Source organism: Oleiphilus sp. HI0086, from assembly GCF_001635225.1.
The window spans coordinates 1-625 of record NZ_LWFZ01000185.1 but is presented as its reverse complement, the minus strand read 5'-3'; the positions used below and the strand labels follow the sequence as shown (position 1 = coordinate 625).

Here is a 625-nt window from a genome sequence, read left to right as displayed (position 1 = left end):
AAGGGTCTACGCCTAAGGGAAATAACACAATAATAATAGCGAAAAAAACTAGTGGGTTTGCCAGTTCCTGCTTGTGCCTAAATGCGGTAAGAAACTCTTTAGTTAAATAGCTTTGGCGACGGGCCACAAACCGGTACTGGAGTTCATGCTCATATTACACTTCCTTTAATGGGAAGTATTTCAAGTCCGGGTAAAGAAAGCTGATGATGTGTTGTAAGAATGATTGTGACACCGCTAATTGCTTTTTCTAACAACAAATTTTCAAACTGGGCAACGCCTTGCTTATCGATGGCAGTAAAGATCTCATCAAGAATCCAGATCTTTGCCTCAGAGAGATATAATTGCGCCAGAGTTACGCGACGCTGCTGACCTGCTGACATATTGCGGCATAGAACATGTTCATACCCTTCTAAGCCGACTGAGCTGAGCGCGCTCCATAGCTGTTGTTCTACAACTGTTTGTCGCAAGCCAAGTAGATAACGCAGATTCTCTAAAGGTGTCATGCTGGTTTTAATGGCAGATTTATGGCCAATAAAAAGAAGCTGAGACTGGAAACTAAGCTGGGATTTATATAGAGCTTCGCCCTGCCAGTTAACTACGCCGTCATATGAAGTGAATAAGCCAG

The 625-nt window shown here is 43.0% G+C and carries 2 protein-coding genes; both read right to left on the bottom strand.

The window, feature by feature from the left end:
* Positions 1–127: heme exporter protein CcmB (locus A3756_RS26410; protein ID WP_197481120.1), on the bottom strand; the 127-nt coding region annotated here is incomplete at its 3' end.
* A gap of 22 nt (positions 128–149) precedes the next feature.
* Positions 150–625, bottom strand: a 476-nt coding sequence (gene ccmA / locus A3756_RS02640; RefSeq protein ID WP_068552857.1) for a heme ABC exporter ATP-binding protein CcmA, incomplete at its 5' end; no start/stop codon positions are given.